The organism is Confluentibacter sediminis (assembly GCF_003258355.1).
In the GTDB taxonomy this organism is placed as follows: domain Bacteria; phylum Bacteroidota; class Bacteroidia; order Flavobacteriales; family Flavobacteriaceae; genus Confluentibacter; species Confluentibacter sediminis.
Map to the genome: position 1 here is coordinate 390,892 of NZ_QKPO01000001.1, position 18,825 is coordinate 409,716.

Annotated in this window: 17 protein-coding genes; 12 read left to right on the forward strand and 5 right to left on the reverse strand. The window is 36.2% G+C overall.

What is annotated here, in order from left to right; all coding sequences use genetic code 11:
* Nucleotides 1–5: 5 nt before the first annotated feature.
* Both pxpB and DKT72_RS01875 read left to right on the forward strand, forming a co-directional pair.
* Nucleotides 6–737 carry a 5-oxoprolinase subunit PxpB gene (gene pxpB, locus DKT72_RS01870; protein ID WP_235841579.1) on the forward strand — a complete coding sequence of 244 codons (732 nt, stop codon included), beginning with the start codon at nucleotides 6–8 and terminating at the stop codon, nucleotides 735–737.
* Nucleotides 730–1,575, forward strand: coding sequence for a 5-oxoprolinase subunit C family protein (locus tag DKT72_RS01875; protein WP_111307012.1), 846 nt, complete (start codon nucleotides 730–732; stop codon nucleotides 1,573–1,575). Before pxpB ends, DKT72_RS01875 begins: the two co-directional genes overlap by 8 nt.
* On the opposite strand, the gene deoC is transcribed toward DKT72_RS01875, so the two are convergent.
* Nucleotides 1,572–2,234 carry a deoxyribose-phosphate aldolase gene (deoC, locus tag DKT72_RS01880; protein WP_111307013.1) on the reverse strand — a complete coding sequence of 221 codons (663 nt, stop codon included), beginning with the start codon at nucleotides 2,232–2,234 and terminating at the stop codon, nucleotides 1,572–1,574. The two genes, DKT72_RS01875 and deoC, sit on opposite strands and share 4 nt — an antisense overlap.
* A 298-nt stretch (nucleotides 2,235–2,532) precedes the next feature.
* Here deoC and mqo point away from each other — a divergent pair, with 298 nt between their 5' ends.
* On the forward strand, nucleotides 2,533–4,023 hold the full coding sequence (gene mqo, locus DKT72_RS01885; protein WP_111307014.1) for a malate dehydrogenase (quinone): 1,491 nt from the start codon (nucleotides 2,533–2,535) through the stop codon (nucleotides 4,021–4,023).
* Here mqo and DKT72_RS01890 read toward each other — a convergent pair.
* Together DKT72_RS01890 and clpB are read right to left on the reverse strand one after the other, a co-directional pair.
* The gene (locus DKT72_RS01890) at nucleotides 4,020–4,418 is read right to left on the reverse strand and encodes a hypothetical protein (protein ID WP_235841580.1); all 399 of its coding nucleotides are present in this window, start codon (nucleotides 4,416–4,418) and stop codon (nucleotides 4,020–4,022) included. The two genes, mqo and DKT72_RS01890, sit on opposite strands and share 4 nt — an antisense overlap.
* A gap of 172 nt (nucleotides 4,419–4,590) precedes the next feature.
* Nucleotides 4,591–7,200, reverse strand: a complete 2,610-nt coding sequence (gene clpB / locus DKT72_RS01895; protein ID WP_111307016.1) for an ATP-dependent chaperone ClpB — start codon at nucleotides 7,198–7,200, stop codon at nucleotides 4,591–4,593.
* A gap of 267 nt (nucleotides 7,201–7,467) precedes the next feature.
* Here clpB and ytxJ point away from each other — a divergent pair, with 267 nt between their 5' ends.
* Both ytxJ and DKT72_RS01905 read left to right on the forward strand, forming a co-directional pair.
* Nucleotides 7,468–7,857, forward strand: a complete 390-nt coding sequence (gene ytxJ, locus DKT72_RS01900; RefSeq protein ID WP_111307017.1) for a bacillithiol system redox-active protein YtxJ — start codon at nucleotides 7,468–7,470, stop codon at nucleotides 7,855–7,857.
* A gap of 6 nt (nucleotides 7,858–7,863) precedes the next feature.
* Complete coding sequence (locus tag DKT72_RS01905) at nucleotides 7,864–8,256, forward strand: gamma-glutamylcyclotransferase family protein (RefSeq protein WP_111307018.1); 393 nt, start codon at nucleotides 7,864–7,866, stop codon at nucleotides 8,254–8,256.
* Nucleotides 8,257–9,711: 1,455 nt separating this feature from the next.
* Here DKT72_RS01905 and DKT72_RS01910 read toward each other — a convergent pair.
* Nucleotides 9,712–10,431, reverse strand: coding sequence for a hypothetical protein (locus DKT72_RS01910; RefSeq protein WP_111307019.1), 720 nt, complete (start codon nucleotides 10,429–10,431; stop codon nucleotides 9,712–9,714).
* A gap of 411 nt (nucleotides 10,432–10,842) precedes the next feature.
* Between DKT72_RS01910 and DKT72_RS01915 the strand changes: the two genes are divergently transcribed.
* Nucleotides 10,843–12,339 (forward strand): hypothetical protein, encoded by a 1,497-nt coding sequence (locus DKT72_RS01915; protein WP_111307020.1) that lies wholly within the window; start codon nucleotides 10,843–10,845, stop codon nucleotides 12,337–12,339.
* 111 nt (nucleotides 12,340–12,450) lie between these two features.
* Here the strand turns inward: DKT72_RS01915 and DKT72_RS01920 are convergent, their stop codons facing one another.
* Nucleotides 12,451–12,726, reverse strand: coding sequence for a hypothetical protein (locus DKT72_RS01920; RefSeq protein WP_162623216.1), 276 nt, complete (start codon nucleotides 12,724–12,726; stop codon nucleotides 12,451–12,453).
* 676 nt (nucleotides 12,727–13,402) lie between these two features.
* Between DKT72_RS01920 and DKT72_RS01930 the strand changes: the two genes are divergently transcribed.
* The 6 genes from DKT72_RS01930 (at nucleotide 13,403) to DKT72_RS01955 (ending at nucleotide 18,539) form a co-directional block, all read left to right on the forward strand.
* Nucleotides 13,403–13,900: a DUF6367 family protein gene (locus tag DKT72_RS01930; RefSeq protein ID WP_162623217.1), complete on the forward strand. Its 498-nt coding sequence runs from the start codon at nucleotides 13,403–13,405 to the stop codon at nucleotides 13,898–13,900.
* Between the two features lie 16 nt (nucleotides 13,901–13,916).
* Nucleotides 13,917–14,492, forward strand: a complete 576-nt coding sequence (locus DKT72_RS01935; RefSeq protein ID WP_111307024.1) for a hypothetical protein — start codon at nucleotides 13,917–13,919, stop codon at nucleotides 14,490–14,492.
* Nucleotides 14,493–14,807: 315 nt separating this feature from the next.
* The gene (locus tag DKT72_RS01940; protein ID WP_111307025.1) at nucleotides 14,808–15,725 is read left to right on the forward strand and encodes a hypothetical protein; all 918 of its coding nucleotides are present in this window, start codon (nucleotides 14,808–14,810) and stop codon (nucleotides 15,723–15,725) included.
* Between the two features lie 166 nt (nucleotides 15,726–15,891).
* On the forward strand, nucleotides 15,892–17,004 hold the full coding sequence (locus DKT72_RS01945) for a DUF262 domain-containing protein (RefSeq protein WP_111307026.1): 1,113 nt from the start codon (nucleotides 15,892–15,894) through the stop codon (nucleotides 17,002–17,004).
* Nucleotides 17,001–17,639, forward strand: a complete 639-nt coding sequence (locus tag DKT72_RS01950) for an MAE_28990/MAE_18760 family HEPN-like nuclease (RefSeq protein WP_111307027.1) — start codon at nucleotides 17,001–17,003, stop codon at nucleotides 17,637–17,639. The genes DKT72_RS01945 and DKT72_RS01950 overlap by 4 nt, the downstream gene beginning before the upstream one ends.
* Before the next feature lie 198 nt (nucleotides 17,640–17,837).
* Nucleotides 17,838–18,539: a hypothetical protein gene (locus tag DKT72_RS01955; RefSeq protein WP_111307028.1), complete on the forward strand. Its 702-nt coding sequence runs from the start codon at nucleotides 17,838–17,840 to the stop codon at nucleotides 18,537–18,539.
* Nucleotides 18,540–18,825 lie beyond the last annotated feature (286 nt).

An 18,825-nucleotide genomic window follows, 5' to 3' on the forward strand; every position in this document is an offset into this window, starting at 1 on the left:
CATCCATGACCTATCATTTAACTTATAAACGTTTTGGAGAAGGCGCTATTTTAATAGAATGGCCCGCTATGATTGATGAACATATTTTAAAAGATGTTCTAAGATTTAAAGCTGCAATTATAAAAAAAGACATTAAAGTGATTGTTGATGTAAAGCATGCATACAACTCGTTATTAATTGTTTATCATACTGTTTGTAGGAATTTTGAAAATGAGGTAAATACCCTAGAATCCATCTATAAAACGACCGATTCTAAATATGACAGTTTGTCAATCCTCTGGAAAATCCCTGTGTGTTACGATGAGGCATTTGGTATCGATTTAGAGGCCATGTCCAAAGAAAAAAACCTTTCAAAAGAAGCCATTATTAAGCGTCATTCGCAAGCTGTTTACACGGTTTATTTTATTGGTTTTTTGCCGGGCTTTTTATATTTAGGAGGCTTGGATGATACGCTACACATGCCTAGAAAATCGACCCCTAGATTAAAAATAGCACAAGGGGCTGTTGCCATTGGCGGCCATCAAACGGGGGTGTATCCAATCGAAAGTCCTGGGGGGTGGAACATCATTGGGAATTCACCCATTGACTATTTTAATCCTAAAAACAAGGTGCCTTGTTTTGCAAAAGCGGGCGATCATATTCGATTTAAACCCATATCGATGAAAGAGTATAACGATATTAAAGTGTTGTCGGCAGCAGGCGTATATCAAATAGAAAGTGAGGTGTGGCATGGTTGAGGTATTAAAACCAGGATTGTATGCCACCATTCAAGATAAGGGGCGTTTCGGATTTCAAGCCTATGGAGTACCGTATGCTGGTGTTATGGATCCTTATGCGGCCTCTGTTGCCAATATGTTGGTGGGCAATGATGAAGACGCTGCTGTGTTGGAAATGACAATGACTGGGGCGACATTACAGTTCCATAGTGCTGCCATCATCTGCTTGTCTGGAGCGGATATGTCCCCCATGCTTAATGGGCATCCTATAGAAAACCATAAAGCCCTTCGTGTTGAAAAAGACTCTGTGTTATCTTTTGGGGGGTTGAAGCGTGGCTTTAGGTGCTATTTAGCGGTTTCTGGTGGGTTTGAAACAGAAAAGACCATGACCAGTAGGAGTCAGTTTAAGGGAGTCACGAACCAGTCTGTTATTGCAAAAGGCGATGTATTGCCTATCATGGCACAGGTGAAGGGCATGCTTCAAAAGCATGCATCCATTAAAATAAATGATGCCTACATGGATGCCAACACCATTGAGGTTTTTAAGGGGCCTGAGTTTGACAAGCTTTCAAGGGAACAACAAACCCAGTTGCTGACGCAGGTGTTTACTGTTTCAAAAGATAATAACCGTATGGCCTATCAACTAGAGCAGCCTTTAGAGAATGATTTAGACCCCATCATTACCTCCTTGGTATTGCCCGGAACCGTGCAGTTGACCCCTTCGGGACACCTGATTGTTTTAATGCGCGATTGTCAAACCACGGGCGGTTATCCCAGGGTGTTGCAATTAAAAGAAAGTGCCATGCGTACCATGGCACAAAAATTTACTGGAAATAAGGTCTGTTTTAAATGGCTTTAATACGTGTTGGAGGAGAGGGACGTATTTAGAATGTCAACTCCCGATGAGGTACCAATTCTGTCCGCGCCAGCTTCAATGTATTTTATGGCTGTATCATAATCTCTTATGCCTCCAGATGCTTTTATTTTAATATCATCCCTAACGGATTTCTTTATAATCTTTACGGCGGTTAATGTAGCACCAGCTTTGGAATAGCCTGTAGATGTTTTAATGAAATCTACTTTGGCATCCATACAGATGTCGCAGATTTTAATCACCTCATTTTTGTTTAATTCAGAAATCTCAATGATGACTTTTAATGGGGTTCTTCCAATAGCTAATTTTACATCTCTAATATCTTTAAAGACTAGTACGTAGTTTTTGCTTTTAAGAAAGCCCAGGTTGATGACCATATCAATTTCATCGGCACCATCTTCAATGGCTTTTTGGGCTTCAAAGACTTTGGCTTCTGTGCTCATGCCTCCAAAAGGAAAGCCGATGACGCTCACTATTTTAATGCCACTGCCTTGTAATAGTTGTTTAACTAGGGCCACATAGCCACTGTTCACGCAAACAGCATAAAAATTGTGTTCGATGGCTTCTTCACATAAATTGATAATATCTCGTTCTGTAGCAGTCGGTTTTAATAGCGTATGATCTATATATTTGGATATGTTCATGTTTATAAGTAGGGTTTTATAGCCTATTACCTTCTTAATGCTAAGAACATAATATGCTTGTTAAATTAAATAATGTATGTCTAGGTTGGGGCTAGTAGTCGTGCAAATTTACGAATAAAAACAAAAGATGGACTATCTAGATTGTGTACTTTATCGATTTTTGTTAAAAAAAATGAACATTTCATAAAATATTGTTAATAACTGAAGGATTATTTAATGTATTGCACTATTTGTTAAGTATTTGTGGTATGGGGTGTGTTTTCCGAAATGTTATTTATTTTAGCTGAAAATATATTGAATGAGTTCTAAATCCATACAAGTCAATACCGATTACGATTTAATATGTGTTGGAGGTGGCATTATGAGTGCGACATTGGCACTTATGGCCAAGCTTTTTGATCCTACTTTGAATATTTTAATACTGGAGCGTTTGGGTGACGTGGCTTTAGAAAGCTCGGCGGCATGGAACAATGCGGGTACGGGGCATTCGGCTTTATGTGAGCTTAATTATTGCCCCGAGGATGAAAACGGAGAGGTGGATATTAAAAAAGCGATTGCTATTTGCAACCAGTTTGAAGTCTCTAAACAGTTTTGGTCGTATTTGGTAGCTAGGGGGCTGATGAAAACGCCAGAGGATTTTATCTGTAATGTGCCACATCATAGTTGGGTAACGGGAAGCGAGAATGTGGCTTATCTGGAGCAACGCTATCATGCCATGAAAAAGCATTTTATGTTCGATACCATTGCGTTTACAAAAGATGTTGAGGTTATGAAGCAATGGTTTCCGTTGATTGCCGCTCATAGAAGTCCTGAAGAGGTCATGGCGGCTAGCAGAATAGAGCGGGGAACGGAGGTTAATTATGGGGAACTCACCAGAACGCTTTTTAGGATTTTGGAAACGGAGTTTGATACCAAGGTGCAATGTCATCAAGAGGTGGTGGATATCGACCCGGATGAGCAGGTGGAATGGTACGTAAAAGTAAAAGATACCGAGACGAAAAAGACACAGTATTTTGATGCCGAGCATGTGTTTATTGGTGCAGGTGGCGGTAGCTTGTTGTTATTGCAAAAAGTAGAGATTGAGGAAAAGGATGGGTATGGTGGCTTTCCTGTAAGTGGGGAATGGTTGGTTTGTAAAAATGAGGCCATTATTAATCAGCATCATGCGAAGGTGTATAGTAAAGCGGGGCCGAACGATCCGCCTATGTCCACGCCGCATTTAGATACCAGGTATATTAAAGGCAAGCGCGAATTGTTGTTTGGACCTTTTGCGGGCTTTAGTGCCAAGTTTTTAAAGGAAGGCTCTAATTTCGATTTATTGAAATCCATCAAATTGGATAATATAGAGCCGATGTTAGGGGTTTTTTGGCATAATTTGCCATTGACGAAGTACTTGATAGAACAGGTGACCATGAGCCATGAGGATAGAATGAACGATTTGCGGCAATTTGTTAAAGATGCCCAGAGTGCCGATTGGGAGCTATTGGTTGCTGGACAACGGGTTCAAATCATTAAAAAAGACGCATATGAAGGTGGGGTGTTGCAATTTGGTACCGAAGTAGTCAGTAGTAAGGACGGGAGTATTACCTGTTTGTTGGGAGCCTCTCCTGGGGCTTCTACAGCGACCCATGTGATGTTGCAGGTATTGGAAAAGGCCTTTCCTGAAATAATGCATTCTGAAAAAGGGGAGAAGCTGTTAAAAGACATGGTGCCTACTTGGAACACGGAGGTAAGTAAAGCCGTGTTCCAACAGCAACTAGAACGTTCTAGATTGCTTTTGAGGCTTTAACTGCTTTTTGGGAAGGTTTGGGTATTGGTTGTTTCAATGATGCGGTTTGCCCATGAAACGGCTGTGTTGAGATTTTCAAATATCTCAAAAGGTTTGTTGAAGAATTTGCTTTCTAATTCCGCACTCAATCGCATGCTATTGCTATGGGGGACTACGGCAATGGCAATCAGATTGGGTATTTTTTCAAATTCTTTGTAAACAAGTGGGTTTACAGAATAAGAGTTTACACGGTTTGAGATGTAAACCATGTTTTTGTTTTCAAAATGTTCTTTAACAATGGTCTCTAGTTCGGAGGTATTTAATAAGTCGGACGATTGTCCTTCTTTAACTTGTTTTATGATAAAGTGGTCAAATACAAACACTTCCGCGTGACCAATATCATAGTAATGAATCATTCCCATAATTATTGATTTAGTAGGTTTAAGACGTGGAATTACTAAGTTAGTAAAAAAATACCTAATAAAATAGAAAAACAGCAATTATTTTTCAGAAATGCCTGAATAAAACCTTGCTGTTTTTCACTAACCAACCAATACTAAGACGGTTGTTTTTGTAAATTGTTACACTTTAGATGCTTTTTGTTGCTAAATCGCTTTGGTTTCTAAACACCAGTTCGTCATCAAAAGCATCCAATAGGATAACGCTATCGGTATTTACCTTTCCTGCTAGGATGTCTTTACTCAAAGCATTCAATACTTCTTTTTGAATGACACGTTTTACAGGTCTTGCGCCATATTCCGGATTATAGCCTTTGTTCGCTAAATAGGCCACTGCTTCTGGGGTGGCGTCAAAGATGATGCCTTGTTTGGCAATCATTTTGGTAATGCCTTTCAGTTGCAGCCCAACAATATTCACAATATCGTCTTTGGTTAAAGGCGTGAACATGATGATGTCGTCTATCCTATTTAAAAACTCGGGTCTCACGCTTTGTTTTAATAGGGTGAGTACGTCTAGTTTAGCGACTTCAATGGCTGAATCGATATCTTTTGTAGCTTCAAAACGCTCTTGTATGATTTGGCTTCCGATGTTGGAAGTCATGATGATGATCGTGTTTTTAAAATCTGCTACACGCCCTTTGTTATCCGTTAAATGGCCTTCATCCAATACTTGTAATAAGATGTTGAAGGTATCGGGATGTGCTTTTTCAATTTCATCCAGCAAAATAACGGAGTAGGGTTTTCTTCTAACGGCTTCTGTTAACTGACCGCCTTCATCATAGCCTACATATCCCGGAGGTGCTCCTACCAATCGGCTTACGGCATGTTGTTCCTGGTACTCGCTCATGTCGATTCGGGTTAGCGCATTTTCATCATCAAACAGATATTCTGCCAGGGCTTTTGCCAATTCTGTTTTACCCACGCCTGTGGTTCCTAGAAACAGGAAGGTGCCTATGGGCTTTTGCGGATTTTGCAATCCGGCACGGCTTCGTCTTACGGCATCGCTCACGGCTATGATGGCTTCTTGTTGGCCTACCACGCGTTTGTGTAATTGGTCTTCCAGTTTCAATAGTTTTTCGCGTTCGCTTTGAATCATTTTAGATACCGGAATGCCTGTCCATTTCGCCACGACTTCTGCGATATCTTCATAGGTTACTTCTTCTTTTATCAAAGAGTTTTCAGACTGATTGTCTTGCAGCTCTTTTTGAAGGGTTTCCAATTGTTCTTGGGCTTCCTTGATTTTTCCGTAACGTAATTCGGCGACTTTACCATAATCACCATCACGTTCGGCGCGTTCGGCATCCAGTTTAAAGTTTTCAATATTTAGTTTGATGGTCTGGATGTTATCGACTACTTCTTTTTCGCTTTTCCACTTCGCGTTCAATTCGTTGCGTTCTTCTTTTAAATTGGCTAAATCGGAGCGTAGGGATTTCAATTTTAATTCATCTTTCTCCCGTTTAATCGCCTCTATTTCGATTTCCAACTGCATGATCTTTCTATCCAGAACATCCAACTCTTCTGGTTTGGAATTGATTTCCATACGTAATTTGGAAGCGGCCTCATCCATCAGGTCAATGGCTTTATCTGGTAAATACCTGTTGGTAATGTAGCGTTGTGATAATTCAACGGCTGCAATGATGGCTTCGTCTTTAATACGTACTTTATGGTGGGTTTCATATTTTTCTTTAATACCTCGAAGGATGGAGATGGCACTTTCGGTATCAGGCTCATCGACCATTACTTTTTGGAAACGTCGCTCCAGGGCTTTGTCTTTTTCAAAGTATTTTTGGTATTCATCCAACGTGGTGGCACCAATGGCGCGTAACTCACCACGAGCTAAGGCAGGTTTTAAAATATTGGCTGCATCCATAGCCCCTTGTCCGCCACCGGCTCCTACCAGGGTGTGGATTTCATCAATAAACAGCACGATATCGCCTTCGCTTTCGGTCACTTCTTTAATCACGGCTTTAAGACGTTCTTCAAACTCGCCCTTGTATTTGGCACCTGCAATTAAGGCGCCCATGTCTAATGCGAAAATTTGCTTGTCTTTTAGGTTGTCTGGCACATCACCATCTATAATTCGGTGCGCCAATCCTTCGGCAATAGCGGTTTTACCAGTACCGGGTTCTCCCACCAAAATGGGGTTGTTTTTAGTCCGTCTGGATAAAATTTGAAGAATTCTGCGGATTTCTTCATCACGGCCAATTACCGGGTCCAGCCTGCCGTCTTTGGCCAACTGGTTTAGGTTTTTGGCGTATTTGTTTAGCGAATTATAGGTTTCTTCCTGGCTTTGTGACGTCACACGGTCGCCTTTACGTAATTCGTTGATACCGGCTGTTAGCGCCTTTTCGGTGACACCCTGGTCTTTTAGCATCTGTGCGATCTTGCTGTTCGATTTAAAAATGGCAATGATTAAATGCTCTACGGAAACATAGTCATCGTTCATTTTTTTAGCAATGATGGCGGCTTCGTTAAGTGTTTTTCCTGCTTCGCGGGATAGGACGAGCTCGCCGCCCGATACTTTAGGGAAGCTTTCTAATTGTTTGTCTAAAGCTTGTTCTAACACCACGATGTTGACATTCAGTTTTTTTAAAAGGAATGGCAATACGTTGTCGTCAACTTCAAAAATGCCTTTAAACAGGTGTTCATTTTCTATTTGTTGGTGGCCATGGCTTTGCGCTATTTGTTGCGCTTGCTGTATGGCTTCTTGCGATTTTATGGTATAATTGTTTAAGTTCATAATATGTTATTTTTCCATTCCTGCCTAGGCAGGGATCTTTTGATTGTGTCTTTTATTTTCTTGTTGTTATGCCTGCTCAGGCAGGAATTTCATGATGTATTTTCTTTTTCTTCTTAATTGATTTAATTTTACAAAGTGATTCAGTCAATAATCTTACCAGTCCGATTTACAGGACAAAATGACATTAAAACACCTATAAACACTGACTTTTAGTCAGTTGTAAGATTTCGAAAATGAAACAGACTAATCAGGTATAAGATACGAATTATGGGATTATTTAGCAAGTTATTTAGCACTTCATTAGAACAAAAAGAGGAAAAGGTATTGCCTTGGTTAGATTTAAACACGACCAGCCAATTACAGACCATCAAAGACCACTCAGCTACCAAAACGCAGGTTATTTTTAAACATTCTACTACCTGCGGGATTAGCAGGATGGTGATGAGGCAATTTGTTGCCGATTTTGGGTTGTCTGAAAAGGAGTTGGATTTATATTATCTGGATTTACTTGCTTACCGAGAGGTGTCTCATGCTGTTGCCAATACTTTTAACGTGGTTCACGAATCGCCACAGGTGTTGGTTATTAAAAACGGCGTGGTGGTCGCGCATGCCAGTCATGGTGCTATCAACGATTTGGATATAAAGCGGTTTATATAAACTTATATGGGGTTTCTGTTTGTTTATGGCACTTTGATGCATACGGCAAACAACGGGGTGTCGCGCTTTTTGCGGGCGCATTCGGAGTTTGTTGGTGATGCTTATATCTACGGGAGGCTTTATGACTTGGGGGACTATCCGGGAGCGGTGCCTAGTGGGGATGCCTCGGAGCGGGTGTATGGCCATGTGTTTAAGGTGATGGATGCGGACGCTGTGTTTAAGGTATTGGATGATTATGAGGGCATTGGTGATGGCGACCCCCATGTGTATGCGTATGTACGTAGGTCCGTGACGGCTTATTTAGGGGATGGTACTGAAGTAAGTACCTGGTTTTATGCGTATCACTTTCCTACGGATGCCCTGCGGTTGATTCCTTCTGGGCGTTATTTAAACACCTAGTTTGTCATTTCGAGTGAATTTGTGAATTGGGCAGAACAAATTTGTATTGGGAAGCTTAGGGGTTAAATCTGTTCTCGATACAACATACGTCGTGCCTCAGTATGTCACTCGAACTGACAGCGTGACTAAAAAACACTATCAATAATCGATATGTTACTTTGAGGGAATTTGTGAAGTGGGCGGAACAAATTTATATCGGGAAGCTTAGGTGTTATATCGGTTCTCGATACAACATACGTCGTGCCTCAGTATGTCACTCGAACTGACAGCGTAACAAAAAACACTATCAATAATCGATATGTCATTTCGAGTGAATTCGTGAAGCGGGCGGAACCAATTTATATCGGGAAGCTTAGGGGTTAAATCGGTTCTCGATACAACATACGTCGTGCCTCAGTATGTCACTCGAACTGACAGCGTAACAAAAAACACTATCAATAATCGATATGTCATTTCGAGTGAATTCGTGAAGCGGGCGGAACCAATTTATATCGGGAAGCTTAGGGGTTAAATCGGTTCTCGATACAACATACGTCGTGCCTCAGTATGTCACCCGAACGGATAGCGTGACTAAAAAACACTATCTATTATCGACATGTTACTTCGATGGAATTCGTGAAGCGGACGGAACCGATTTGTATTGGGAAGCTTCGGGGTTAAATCTATTCTCGATAGAACATACGTCGTGCCTCAGTATGTCACTCGAACTGACAGCGTAACAAAAAACACTATCAATAATCGATATGTCATTTCGAGTGAATTTGTGAAGCTGGCGGAACCAATTTGTATTGGGAAGCTTAGGGGTTAAATCTGTTCTCGATACAACATACGTCGTGCCTCAGTAGGTCACTCGAACGGATAGCGTGACTAAAAAACACTATCTATTATCGACATGTTACTTCGATGGAATTTGTGAAGCGGCCGGAACCAATTTGTATTGGGAAGCTTAGGGGTTAAATCGGTTCTCGATACAACATACGTCGTGCCTCAGTATGTCACTCGAACTGACAGCGTAACAAAAAACACTATCAATAATCGATATGTCACTTCGATGGAATTCGTGAAGTGGGCGGTATAAATTTGTATCGAGAAGCTTAGGGGTTAAATCTGTTCTCGATACAACATACGTCGTGCCTCAGTATGTCACTCGAACGGATAGCGTGACTAAAAAGCACTATCAATAATCGACATGTTACTTCGATGGAATTTGTGAAGCGGACGGAACAAATTTATATCGGGAAGCTTAGGGTTTAAATCTGTTCTCGATACTAAATACGTCGTGCCTTAGTATGTCACTCGAACGGGCAGCGTAACTAAAGAACACTATCAATAATCGATATGTCGTTTCGACGAAGGAGACATCATATAACGTGAGCAAAAAATCTGATTCCTCATGCTTCGGAATGACAAAACAGCATGTGTTCTTTCTTAACGTCATGGCATTCATCCATAACCTTACACCTCCTTAGCAAACAGATAGGTGGCACTGCCCTGTAATTTGTTGTCCACATGGGCCTGTTCGAACTTAAAAGTCACCGTGCCGAGTATCAGTAACCAGCCCTTTTCAGAAGGCATGGGGAACTGCCATAGGGCTTCGGGTATGGTTTTATGGGGCTGTAGGGTGGTCTCGTGGCTGCTCAGGGGCGTTATATCGATGTCGGGCTTGTTGGGGTTTACCGTAAAGGCATGGAGTTGTAGGAGGGCGGAGCGCACGGCTTTGGGCGGTTTGATGTTTTGCCCCAGGTTTAGGGCAGGGATGAGGCAGTCCACCGTGTTGTTGTCGGTCTGGTTCACCTCGATATAGAAATGGCAGGTCTTAGCCCAGGGTACCTGGCTGTTGAACTCAAAGCCTTCCAATGCCTGTGGCATGTTGGATGCTAAGGAGCTGGCAGGGGTGGTAGCTCCCAAAGTGGGGTTGAGTGCCTTGGCCATCGTAGCGCGGTGTCTGGCGGCATAATAGCTGTCGGTTACCAAGGGATAGGCCTGTGTAAGGGCCCTCCTGTATGTTTTATCCTGTTGGCTGACCCAGCCAAAGGTGCTGGCTGCTGCTTTGGTGCCAGCGGTTTGCTTTATCTTTCCCGGTTTGCTGCGTGCATAGGTATAGTCGCCTTTGTTCACAAATACCACGTTGCCTATCGCACCACTTAGGGTGCCATCTTGTATGGGTTTCGCCATCGTTTCACGTTTTTGTTAAGGTTTTCACTCTTTTTTTAACCATGAGCTGCCTTTGTTTTTAAGGCAAGGCTTTGGTTCTGTTTTATAAAAGTACATAATTAATGCATATGAAATGCATAACAAGTCCATATTTAATATGGAGTTGTTATGGACTTGTTATGGAGTTGTTATGGACTTGATACCTAGATGAGGCGTCCTGACATAGCTATACAGGTTGATGAATACATCCTGTTATTGCTATACAGATACAGGTTATTTTATAAAACTTAATGGCATGAGGTATTTGTATGAAAAGAGCAGAGACTTTGTAGGGCAAGGGATTTATACCAAAATCATTGGAATTAACAATAAAACCATTACAAGTCTATAGGATACCTTGTTGAAAAGTAATATATTGCATATATAAACGATATGGCTGCAATAAGGTATATATTTATTGTGGTTATACAAGTGTTAGTGGCAAGTATGACAAAAAAGACTACAAAAAAAATTATTCAATCTGAATTCAAGCTTGCTGAAGAAAACTTGGAATTTTGTTGGAACTTTTTGTCAGACTTAAAAGCTCTATCATATCACGACAACAACTTTGTCGACAGACTATTGAAATTTCAAGAAACTCTTGCCACAACAATTTTCAGACTACAGTCAATAAGAAACAATATAATTTCAGAAGAGAAGAATTATATTAAGAAAAAAGACAGTTACAGCTATGATTGGTTCCGATCAAAAATGAAATTATTATCGAATTTCAAAAAAGGAATTGATTCAGTTGTGAATATGTCTAAATCTTTTGGAGACGCTTTTGCCTATTTCTTCTATCAATTCGATGAGGAATTATTGTCCAAACATTTAAATCATCAAAGAATAATAAATGATACCGCTGATATTGGCAAAAGAGGTGAACTTGAGTTCATAAAAAACATTAAGCATATAGAAGGACATTTCACTTTATTTCACGATATCACAAACACTTTACGATATGGAGATTTTAGCTTTATAAATCTTAAGACGCTCAAAGTTGAAAAAATTGGCGAATTGAAAACCCAAAAAGTAGACTCTCAAACTTTAAACTTAAGCCTAACATATTTTAAAAGGGATGACATAGATAAAAAAAACAAACCTCTTGAAAATCTCGAATTAGAAAAAACAAGAAATGGAAGGCAGATTCTTGGAATGGCAAACCTGTTATTTAATGAAAAAGGAGAAAATGATAGAAGAAAGAAACTCGAAAATCCAACATATTCAAAAGAAATAGAAAAGTTGCTAAAATCATCAAGAGTAAACCAAAGCAAATATATTCAAGTAAGTGAGGGTCTTGTATTTATTTCATTAAAGTCCCGAAAAACAAGCTTATACAATAATATTTTTCATAAGGATTTCACCAAATATGGAGTTAATGACACCTTCAAGGAAATATATGTTAAGGCTGTTAAAAAATTAATCAAAAAAGAATCAAAGAATAATGGAATTATAATCGGACAGTTATTATACAATCCAGATTTGACTGATAAAAATACTCCAGGAACTGTTCCTTTATTTTGGCATCCAATAGACAGTAATGAGTTAAAGCAAATGTATTTTTTAAACACAATTGTTGTTTCTCTATTCAATCCTATTCACTTGATTGAAGATATTGAAAAATTGGGATATTTTGTTGATAGTAAATATTCAGATAAGAAAAGAGAAGATGTAAAACCGACTAAAGGAATTGATAGATTTGACTTATTTATTTCTTACATTATTAACTTTTTAATGACTGAATCGTTTGTTATAAAATCTATTCAAGAAATTGACAAAGAATATGGAAAAGGAATAAATGGACAAGGTGCCCAAATATTAGTAAAACTGCAACAAAAATTTGATATAATACCAGCTGCTAACAATGGTAACCGTTGCACAAGCCTATAAATTATAAAAACAGACTTCTATAACTGCCTTTTGAGGCAGTTTCTTTTTTAGGTCGCTTCCCTGCTGTGGAAAGTTTTTGACTTACCAAAACCATTGCCATTAACAATACGATTATGGTTGTTTTAAGTCTGTTGGATAGCTTGTTGAAAAGTAATATATTGCGTATGTAAACGATATGGCTGCAATAATAGGATTGGTGTTTGTTGGGGTTGTGTGGGGGTTGTATGCAATTTGAAAATCGAACTCTGAATTGAAAATTATCAAATACATAAAGTCAGAATATAAAGGTTGGTTAATGGGACTTCTAATGCTCCCATTTATTATTGGATTTGAAAAATCGTTCTCTGAATTAGACTTAATCTCTGAACTAGACAATTTGACTATCATTTTAAGAATTTTATGTTTGATTTTTGTCGCCAGCTTTTTTGTTTTCATAATGTTCAGTGGCGAATTTGAATTCCACGAAAGACTTGGCGGAACGGAATATGAGCCTGAAGATTTGAACCGATTTAAACAGAATTTAAAAAAATCACTGTCAGTTTACTCAATTGCTTTACTGATTTGGGTTATTGCAATTCTGATAATAATTTTCAACTTTGGGAATACAGAAAGTATATGGAAAATGATATACTTGTTGATTTTTCCAATAGTTTTTATCGGATTAATGATTTATGTATTTAACAGAATAAAAATTGCACAAAGCCCATAAATTATAAAAAAACAGACTTCTATAACTGCCTTTTGAGGCAGTTTCTTTTTTTAGGCTTCCCTGCTGTGCTAAGTTTTTAACTTCCCAAAACCATTGAAATTAATAATAAAACCCTGCTGTGAGAAGTTTGTAACTTCTCACCCTACTTTTTGAAGTTTGTTATGTGCTGTGCAAAGTTTTTGACTTACCAAAACCATTGAGATTAACAATAAGATTATGGCTATTGTAAGGCCGTTGGATAGCTTGTTAAAAAGTAATATATTGCGTATATAAACGATATGGCTGCAATGGGGGTGGGTGTTTGTTGTGGTTATACAAGTGTTAGCTGTAATTAATCCCAGAACGCACCAACAAATGAAATCATTGAAAGATACCATTAGAGAAGAATTACGAAAACAATTAATTGATTCAGAAGACCAATTTCATATTATAATTCTCTTTGAGAAATCTAATGATGTTCCTGATTTTTTAATAACAGAAGGAAAATGGAATCCTTCGGAATATAAAGGATATTGGCAAAGAGTAGATAATCCTAATTTCGATTTTGAACAAAAACACGTGCATATAGCAAAACAAAAGCACATAAATACAAAAGCAAAACAAGTTTCTTGGAATGAAGATGGAACTAGACACGATAAAAAATCATTCAATGATAATTTTAACGGAATGGAAAAAGCAAAAACTATCGCACGAAATGTTTTGAATCTATCAAATGATATCACATTGGAAAATTTGACAGATAATAGCAAAGGTCTTTTATTACTAGAAAGTGTTCAAACTCTTCCAGAACAAAGTAATGTTTATATTTTTAAAGCAATAAAAGAAAATAATACGAGAGTTATTAAAAGTTGAAATAATAGGATGTTTTATGCTTAACGAAAAAGAAAAGGAAAAATTTATTTCAATGAAAGTTGAAATAATTAATTTAAATATTTTAGCAAGTTGTTACATTAGAAAATTAAATCGAATTATATATCTATGGCAAAAAACAACACGTGAATTCGTTTTCGAGGAATACACATCAATGAGATATATGGAAAATGGAATAATCCTTCATTTAACAAATCTTGACGACCAAAGCTCAAATTATTCATTTAGAGCAATTTATAAAGAATTGAACAAATCATCAATTAATCAGAAAAAAATAAAACTACTAAACGATAAACTTAAGAAATTCAGACAAAAAATAAATCATATTAAAGTTAATCATAGAATAGATAGAATAGCTCATTTAAACTATGACAGCAGTCCAAATCTTGATGACTTTTTTGATTTTGACAATTGTCTTCGACCTTTAATTTTCCAAGCTAATGAAATAGCAGATTTACTTTGGGGAGTTAAAGTAAACTACAAATTTAATTTAGGTAAACACGAAGGTATACTCGATTTTCGTGAAATAGCAGAAAAAAAGAAAGTAGATTTAGATAGTCAAAAAGGATATTAAAATAATAACTACAGCTAACACCGGTAGCCGTTGCACAAGCCCATACATTATAAAAAACAGACTTCTATGACTGCCTTTTAAGGCAGTTTCTTTTTTTAGGTCGCTTCCTTGCTGTGGAAAGTTTTTAACTTCCCAAAACCATTGGGATTAATAATAAAACCATTACAAGCCTATAGGATACATTGTTAAAAAGTAATATATTGCATACATAAACGATATAACTACAATAAGGTATATATTTATTGTGGTTATACAAGTGTTGTAAACAATGCTGAAAAACTTTACGAATTAACTCATCAAACTATCGAATAATAAATGAAATACGTAATAATATCTTTAGTAATAGCAGCGATTATAGCAATTACTGCCTATATTTTGGATTTTACCAATAATAAATCAGATAAGATTTTTTTAATCATCGTTGTTTCATTGTTAATTCTCTGCGGACTCTTTTTTTCAATTAAAGGAGAAATATTCAAAGACAACGAATCTAAAGTTCAATCTGAATCACTTGCTAACACTAAACAAAACACTGAAGAATTAAAAGAAAAATCTGAATTGATAATTTCAAATATCAATGAAAATTTAGAAAGATTAACCGTAATAAATGATAGTGTATCTAATTTAAACACCGCATTAACTTCAGTTGAAAAGGATTTAGCAAGACAATTAGAAGTTTTTAATAAAACTCTTACTCAAACAAAAGTATTTGAACAAAAAGTAAGCGAGCAACTTAAATTAGAGAAAAAACGGTTTGAATTAGAAAGACCAGAGGTGGAAGTTGTTGCAACTTTGGAAAAGAAGCAAGGAAAAGAGGGTAATCATTATGGAATTTTGTTCCAATTCAGGAATCTTGGAAAAAGAGTTGCTAAAGATTTTAATAGTGAAGCAATTATTGGAATTGCAAAAGACAAAAAGAATCTTGCTGAACATTTTAAAATGGAGAGTTCGTTGGAGAACTTTGACATAACGCCTATGCAGGCTGGAGGAATAGAAATTAAAGTAAGAAGTAGCCAATCGATTAATTTGACAGGCATTGAAAATGACTTAAGTTTAATAGTTTTATTAAAATACACATATTCGGACGAGTTTTTAGGTAAAATAATTGAAAAAGAATATTATTATTTCTGGTATGGGTTTAACAAAAGTGGAATGCTATTGCTCTCTGACAATAATGATGATTTAAGAAATAGGTTAGACCAATACATAAAAGACAATGGATTAAAATTGTAAAAAAAAGCACAGTTTACAACAACGTATTAATTAATTGCTAGTTCAAGCTTGTTTACGAAAATCCTTGTGGATTTTCTATTCGGTTTGTATTTGCTAAATTAGGTGCTTAAACACGCAACTAATCTTATACATCAACGTTGTGCGTCATTATAAATAAAAATAAACAATGAAAGATACTGAATCAACAGAAAAACAAATCTATGAAGAACAAAAAATTGTAGATTTTGACACAAGAGAATTTACAATTGAATATATAACGGACAAATACTTGAATGGTGTAGATGAAGATGAAAATGAAATTTATGTTCCTGAATATCAGCGTGAATTTGTATGGGATGAACAGAGACAATCTAAATTAATCGAATCAATTATTTTAGGACTTCCAATCCCACTTTTATTTTTAGCAGAAAATAAGGAAAAAGACAATAGATTAGAAATTGTTGATGGCTCACAAAGAATAAGAACACTAGCAGCTTTTATTAACAACGAATTGACTTTAATTGGTCTAGAAAAACTAGACAAACTTAATGGATTTGACTTCAAAGACTTAAGTACTAGTAGGCAACGAAAATTTAAAAACACACCATTGAGAATGATTGTGCTTTCAGATAAGGCAACAGAGGATGTAAGGAATGAAATTTTTGAAAGAATAAATAGAGGAAGTGATTTACTTTTAGCAATGGAAAAGCGTAAAGGAATTTACAGAGGGATATTTAGAGATTTTATTTATGACATATGTGGAAAAAATAAGACGTTTAATGAAATAACAAAAGTTGACTCTAGACAAGGTAAACGCCAAGAAAAGGAAGAATTAATTCTCAGGTTTTTTGCTCTTTCAGACAACTACAAAAAATACCCTAGTCATCAAGGAATTGCAAAATATTTAGATGATTATTTAGAATCTAAAAACAAACAATTTTCAGATTTAAAATATAAAAATACTACTGAGTTAAAACAAATTATAGCAAGTAATGACGAATTGAAAAAATACTATCAAAGATTCTATAATATGGTAAAATTTGTAGATTCAAACTTTAAGTATGGTTTTTCAAAAAATCAATTACCTCAAGTTTCAAGAATTTATTTTGAGGCAATATCAGTTGGAACATCATTAGCTTTAGAACAAGAACCAGAATTGAAAGAAGCAAAAATCCCCACTGAAAAATGGATTAAATCACAAGAGTTTAAAAATGTGATTTCGGGGAAATACCATACTCATATTCCTAAAAGAATTAAAGAAAGGGTTGAATATGTAAGAGATAAAATTCTTGGGAAATGATTAGTGTTTGGACTGATTATAATAATCGAGTTAAAGAAATTGACCTTTATTTCGAGTTTCTCAATGATTATAGTAATGATTCTGATGACTTGTTTAAAATTTTGAAAGCAAATGGTTTTCTTCTAATATATAACCTTATTGAATCAACTGTAAGAAACGGCTTAGAGGAAATTCATAGTTCATTCAATAATGACGTATTATCATATAGTGAAGTAATTGATGAAATTAAATCCATTTGGATTGATTATAATTTTAAAAAATTTAAAAATTTTAGTGCAAAAAATATTGCTCTGGAAATAAATGAAATCGGTCAGGCAATAATAAATGTTGGATATTCCGACTACATAGACCAAGTGAAAAGTGGTGATATTTCAGGTAATTTGGATAGGAGAAAAATAGAATTACTTGCGGATAGATATAAATTCAAAAAAAACACTAAAATTAATGGAACTGATTTATTTAAAGTTAAAAATAATAGAAACAGACTAGCACACGGAGAAATATCATTTAAGGATTTAGGAAAGGCATATGATAAAAATGAACTTAATAGAATAAAAAGAGTTTGTGAATTGTATCTCAAAGAAATGCTATTAAAAATTGATAAATATATTCAAGAACAAGGCTATAAAAAATAACGAACGCACAACAATGGAAGCCGTTGCACAAGTCTGCTGTGAGAAGTTTGTAACTTCTCACCCTACTTTTTGAAGTTTGTTATGTGCTGTGCAAAGTTTTTAACTTCCCAAAACCATTGCCATTAATAATAGGATTATGGCTATTGTAAGTCTGTTGGATAGCTTGTTGAAAAGTAATATATTGCGTATATAAACTATATGGCTGCAATGGGGGTTGGTGTTTGTTGGGGTTATACAAGTGTTGGCAACATTAAAATGCGAAAAAAAAAGGAACTTACAGAGAATAAAAAAAAGAACATTTTCTTTATAGTGTTTAGTAGTTTTCTATTAGTAGCATTATTATTCACTAATAAGAAAGAAAATTCCCTACATAAAAATAGTAAATGGACATTTGGAAAAGTAATCGATATTGTTCCTGGAAGGAACAAATACATAGAATACCAATACTATGTAAATGGTAATCTTTATGAAGGCTCGGATCCTTATAATTATGGATGGCCTGAACATCATAGAACGGGTAAACCTGTTTTGAATAAATTCTACAATGTCGAATATGATTCATTAAATCCAAAATATGCAAAAATTTTCATAGAAAAAAAATCATATTTCGATTATGAATTACCTGAAATAAATGGAATCAAAACTAAGGGAATAATAGAAAATATATCATCTATTTCTGATAATTACATAGACCTTTACATTAAATACAAAAGTTACAACAAGTACTTTTCATTCAGAAGTCGTTTTCATAAAGATAGTCTACCTTGCATTGACTATAGTAAATGTTTAGATTCCGAGATAGACTTAATGGTAGTCGAAAAATATCCAGAATTAAATGATGTATATTTCCAAAGTTATGACAGGACAACTAGGAGAATAAGTAAACTGATAAATAAATAACGTTGCACAACAAAGACGGTAACCGTTGCACAAGCCTATAAATTATAAAAACAGACTTTAATAACTGCCTTTTGAGGCAGTTTCTTTTTTTAGGCTTCCCTGCTGTGCTAAGTTTTTAACTTCCCAAAACCATTGAAATTAATAATAAAACCATTACAAGCCTATAGGATACCTTTGAAAAGTAATATATTGCATACATAAACGATATAACTACAATAAGGTATATATTTATTGTGGTTATACAAGTGTTACCAGCAAGCTTAAATACACACGCAACAATGACAGA

Excerpts from the sequence above, each read along its gene's own strand:
- pxpB (WP_235841579.1), top strand. The coding sequence starts at position 6 with ATGACCTATCATTTAACTTATAAACGTTTTGGAGAAGGCGCTATTTTA.
- DKT72_RS01875 (WP_111307012.1), top strand. The coding sequence starts at position 730 with ATGGTTGAGGTATTAAAACCAGGATTGTATGCCACCATTCAAGATAAG.
- deoC (WP_111307013.1), bottom strand. The coding sequence starts at position 2,234 with ATGAACATATCCAAATATATAGATCATACGCTATTAAAACCGACTGCT.
- mqo (WP_111307014.1), top strand. The coding sequence starts at position 2,533 with ATGAGTTCTAAATCCATACAAGTCAATACCGATTACGATTTAATATGT.
- DKT72_RS01890 (WP_235841580.1), bottom strand. The coding sequence starts at position 4,418 with ATGATTCATTACTATGATATTGGTCACGCGGAAGTGTTTGTATTTGAC.
- clpB (WP_111307016.1), bottom strand. The coding sequence starts at position 7,200 with ATGAACTTAAACAATTATACCATAAAATCGCAAGAAGCCATACAGCAA.
- ytxJ (WP_111307017.1), top strand. The coding sequence starts at position 7,468 with ATGGGATTATTTAGCAAGTTATTTAGCACTTCATTAGAACAAAAAGAG.
- DKT72_RS01905 (WP_111307018.1), top strand. The coding sequence starts at position 7,864 with ATGGGGTTTCTGTTTGTTTATGGCACTTTGATGCATACGGCAAACAAC.
- DKT72_RS01910 (WP_111307019.1), bottom strand. The coding sequence starts at position 10,431 with ATGGCGAAACCCATACAAGATGGCACCCTAAGTGGTGCGATAGGCAAC.
- DKT72_RS01915 (WP_111307020.1), top strand. The coding sequence starts at position 10,843 with ATGGCTGCAATAAGGTATATATTTATTGTGGTTATACAAGTGTTAGTG.
- DKT72_RS01920 (WP_162623216.1), bottom strand. The coding sequence starts at position 12,726 with ATGATAGTCAAATTGTCTAGTTCAGAGATTAAGTCTAATTCAGAGAAC.
- DKT72_RS01930 (WP_162623217.1), top strand. The coding sequence starts at position 13,403 with ATGAAATCATTGAAAGATACCATTAGAGAAGAATTACGAAAACAATTA.
- DKT72_RS01935 (WP_111307024.1), top strand. The coding sequence starts at position 13,917 with ATGCTTAACGAAAAAGAAAAGGAAAAATTTATTTCAATGAAAGTTGAA.
- DKT72_RS01940 (WP_111307025.1), top strand. The coding sequence starts at position 14,808 with ATGAAATACGTAATAATATCTTTAGTAATAGCAGCGATTATAGCAATT.
- DKT72_RS01945 (WP_111307026.1), top strand. The coding sequence starts at position 15,892 with ATGAAAGATACTGAATCAACAGAAAAACAAATCTATGAAGAACAAAAA.
- DKT72_RS01950 (WP_111307027.1), top strand. The coding sequence starts at position 17,001 with ATGATTAGTGTTTGGACTGATTATAATAATCGAGTTAAAGAAATTGAC.
- DKT72_RS01955 (WP_111307028.1), top strand. The coding sequence starts at position 17,838 with ATGGCTGCAATGGGGGTTGGTGTTTGTTGGGGTTATACAAGTGTTGGC.